The sequence below is a fragment of the Stieleria sp. genome (genome assembly GCF_041595215.1).
Classification (GTDB): Bacteria; Planctomycetota; Planctomycetia; order Pirellulales; family Pirellulaceae; genus Stieleria; species Stieleria magnilauensis.
The window spans coordinates 1-3,828 of record NZ_JBFHKV010000860.1 but is presented as its reverse complement, the minus strand read 5'-3'; the positions used below and the strand labels follow the sequence as shown (position 1 = coordinate 3,828).

The 3,828-nt window shown below is 59.6% G+C and carries 3 protein-coding genes; 1 reads left to right on the top strand and 2 read right to left on the bottom strand.

The genetic code is table 11. The features are described from left to right. The coding region (locus ABX749_RS25300) for a hypothetical protein (protein WP_372898453.1) at positions 1 to 1,556 on the bottom strand (1,556 nt) is incomplete at its 3' end. A 366-nt stretch (positions 1,557 to 1,922) separates the two neighbouring features. On the opposite strand from ABX749_RS25300, the gene ABX749_RS25295 reads away from it, so the two are divergent. Beyond that, positions 1,923 to 2,609, top strand: a complete 687-nt coding sequence (locus tag ABX749_RS25295; protein ID WP_145218921.1) for a DUF2293 domain-containing protein — start codon at positions 1,923 to 1,925, stop codon at positions 2,607 to 2,609. 76 nt (positions 2,610 to 2,685) lie between these two features. On the opposite strand, the gene ABX749_RS25290 is transcribed toward ABX749_RS25295, so the two are convergent. Next, complete coding sequence (locus ABX749_RS25290; RefSeq protein WP_372898452.1) at positions 2,686 to 3,540, bottom strand: histidinol-phosphatase HisJ family protein; 855 nt, start codon at positions 3,538 to 3,540, stop codon at positions 2,686 to 2,688. Between the last annotated feature and the right edge of the window lie 288 nt (positions 3,541 to 3,828).

The following is a 3,828-nucleotide window of genomic DNA, read 5'->3' as shown; positions in this document are numbered from 1 at the left end:
TCCAACGGCAGCAACCGCAGGGCGTCGTCGGCGTTTCTCCGAGCCTCCTCGAATTTCCCCGCCCAATGGGTCAGTTTGGCCAAATTTCGAAACGCGACCGCTTGGGTCCGCAGATCAATGTTGCTCTCCACGACTCGCGTGGCCGCGACGATTAGCTGAGCGGTCGGCTTCGTGGGCACGATCGCCTGGTCGGCGAGCGAGTGAAGGATCGCCAACGCGATTTCGCCGTGCACCTCCACCGTCGGATGGACATGATCCAGAAACGACTCGGCACCGAAACAGACGTGCCCCTGTTCGCGCTGCGACAGAGCCGCCAGATGGGATTCGAAGTCGACCGGAATGACCGAGCTTTCCGCCAGGAACTCGCGTAGGATCTGCTTGATCGGCGTGGTCGCCCGCAAGGGACAAATGTCTTCATCGATCGCACGCTGAAAGCTTTTCACGGCGTCGTCTTCGAGACCGACTTCCAACAGCGCGCGACCGCGCAAGAAATGGACGTCGGCATTGGCCTGGTCTTCTTCCAGAACAAGCTCCAGGACCTGCAACGACTGAGCCGCCGCGTCGTCGGCGAGCAGCTCGCGAGCGGTTTCAAGATCTTGGGTCAATCGTTGCCGGGTCGCATCATCAATGCCGTCGCCGAAGTCGGCTTTAAACGGCGAACAGTCGCGAAGGTTGGACGCGGGCACGACGACCGCCAACGTCGCTCCGGCCCCCTGGGCAATTCGCTCCATCCGCCGCAGATTGATGCGAAAGTGTTCTTCGACGCCGCGATACCAGGCCGGGTTCCGCTGGTAACTGGCCGGACCAATCGTGTGGTTCAAAATCTCGTCGACTTCGCCGGAAAGAATTTGCTTGGAGTCCGGTCGACCGGTTGAACGGAGGCGACCGACCAACGATTGAATCGATTGGCCGACGCGCGTTTTCGTCGCAAGCGTGGAGAGTGCACGGGCGGCCGGCACACCGGGTGTGTCTGACGATTCGATCAGATCGCCGTACGTCCGCCATTCCAAAAACTCGTTCTGGCCGGTGTACAAGATGAACAGGTCGACGTCGTGCCGAGCAAATTCCTGCATCACGCCCGCGACGCGATAGCTGGCATAGCTGACGCCGCCGGCGTTGATCACTTCCCAGTTTCGCTCCGGGGCGACCATCGGCAACAACGTTCTCAGCCAACCACAAAACGAAGTCGAGTCATCAAAGGGACGGCCGAACGTTGTCGATCCGCCCAGACAGACGATCCGGTAAGTCCCCACCGGTTTGGATGCCGGAAACGATTGGTCGTTGAACCACACCAGCTTTGCCGGATTGGTTCGCAAACCAGGTTCCGCCGCGTCGCCGGTTGAATCCGATCGTTCATCGGCGACCAGCAACGGGACACTGGAAGAGAACCCGACGAAGCGGTCGGTCGGCGGCGGAGGAACCCAAAAGCAAGCCAGCAGCAATTCCGCGATGCCGAACAATGTGAAACACAGCACCAACGAAAAGAGCAGTCGCTTGCCAGGGCTGATGCGAGGTGGATTGTGTGTGGCGGATGGGTGCGCGACGTTGTGGTTCATAATGTCAGTATAGACATCCGCGACCGTGCGGACCGTGTTCCCGAGACTCTGCCGCGAATCATTCCGCCATGGCTCCCCTGATTCTCATCGGCTTGACAGGTCACGGTGGCTGGGTGGGAAGGTAGGAAGATTTTGGAGGTAGGAACATTGGTGAAATGGAATGGATGGTGCAGCTCAACGTCTTCTTACCTCCTAAATCTTCTTACCTCCTAAATCTTCTTACCCGCCTTTCGCAGCGGCTCAAAAACGGGGGGCCTGAACGCTTGATGCAAAACCGGATTCGTCGTATCAAGATGCCCCGCGCAACCCGCCGATTAGAACGGAGTGCGTTGTGATCGACCGCTTTCCCCGTGCCGCTTCTCCCCGATGCCCGAAAAGACTCGCGTTGTTGCTCCCGGCCCCTCCGCCCAACAGGTCGTCGACGAAGACGGCACGAAGCTTTCGATTCCGACCGGCTGGGAATTGCTGCCGCCCGGGGATGCGGGGCTGACCCGTCGCGTCAAAGCGGCCGGTCCGACGTGGACGGTGAAGGAACGCCGGGGGCGACGGGTGTTTTCGAAGGGCGTTTGGGCAGACGCCGCTCAGATCGCCGCGGCCAAGGCAAAGCTGGATGCCGAACGATCAACCGACGCGTATGCGCGGAAGCGAAAAAGCGACGCGGCCCGGCGCGAAAAGAAGCAAGCCGAGTACGTCGACGAGTTTGAAAACGCGGTGATCACATTTCTAAATTTCCATGCGTCCCACGACAGCATCGCCAAACGATTGGCCGTCGCCGTCACCACACATGCAACGCCCGTCGGCAGCGGCACGGTTGCACGGACGCAACGCATCCCGGTCGAACGCCGCGCCGAGTCTGCCGTGATCGCTTGGATGCGTCACCAGACGACCGCCTATGACAACCTGTCGATCCCACGCGTCAAGGGAAAGCGGCGCGAAGTCCGCCGCATGCTGGCCGCCGAATCGCGACGGTTGCTGCAAGGTTACCGAAGCGGAAAACAAATCGACGCGGCACAATGCCCGTTGCAACGGGCGCTGGCCGACGCCGGCGAGTGATCGGCCTGTCGATTCATGAGTGTCGTGGATCGGCGGAGTGATCCACCACAATGCGACGCTTCTTTCCCGCTCGTTGCTAACGTTCGATGCCGGCTGGTTCATCGACCGAAATCAACGACGCCAGTGCGGTTTCAATTTCAACCGATTGTCGCTTGCGGCCGAGAAAGAAATTGACGTGCGTGTACCCGACGCTTTGCAGCAGACGCATCGCGGTTTCATAACCGTCGCCGACGCGCTCGGGCGTGTGGGCGTCGGCGCCGAGCGTGACAGGGATGTCACGGGACTTCATTTCGGCCAGCATGTCGGGAAAGGGGTTCATTTCCGAAATGCGTTTATTGACGCCGCTGGTGTTCAGTTCCATCGCCACACCGGTCTTGGCGATCCGGTCCAGCGCCGGGCGGATCACGTCCAAGATCGAATCGGGATCCCAGGCGTCGGTGGTGAAATTCTTGATCAAATCCGGATGGGCCAGTGAATCAAACAACCCCGTTTCGGCCGACTTGGCCAACAGGTTGAAATAGATCCGTTGGACTTCGACCAAATCGTCCTGCCAATACCTTTCGCGGAACTCGCCGATCTGGGGATGCACCGAACCGAGCACGAAGTGAAAGTCTGCGCCGGCGAGTTGCTTTTCCAAATACGCTTCGTGACCTTCGAAGTAATCGGCTTCCAGCCCCAATCGCACCTCGACACGGCCTTTCCAGTCGTCGGTCGCTTGGGCAACCAAATCAACGTATTGGTCGAATTCCGATTCCGCCATTCGGACGCCGGAGGAAAATCCATTCGGCATCGGGTTGTGGCAGGTGACGTGCATGCCCAACAACCCGCGCGACTCGGCCACCGCAGCGTATTCCGTCGGCAAACCGTCGGCGTGTTTGCAAAGCGGCGTGTGCGAGTGGGATTCGAAAAGGACGGGATCTGCTGAGGACATAGACACGTTGAAGGCTGGTGTGATGAAAATAAAAGTGGCGTACGCTTCCAGCTTGCGACCGAAGCAGGATGCTTGCCCCACGTCGGCAAGCAGGATGCTTACCCCACGGTGCTAAAACAGGGGGTCGTTGTCGTCTTCGGGATCGCCGCACCATTTTTTCAAACTGGCGAGCACATCGTCGCGTCCACGCAGACTGGTCCAGACCGATTCTTCCACATCGAGTCGAATTTCGTAGTCGCCCTCGCGCTCGCAATCTTTGTCGCCGCACCAGTGGGGAAGGTCGGCGAC

What these genes read in the sequence shown, in the direction of transcription:
- ABX749_RS25295 (WP_145218921.1), top strand. Translation starts at nt 1,923, where the DNA reads ATGCCCGAAAAGACTCGCGTTGTTGCTCCCGGCCCCTCCGCCCAACAG.
- ABX749_RS25290 (WP_372898452.1), bottom strand. Translation starts at nt 3,540, where the DNA reads ATGTCCTCAGCAGATCCCGTCCTTTTCGAATCCCACTCGCACACGCCG.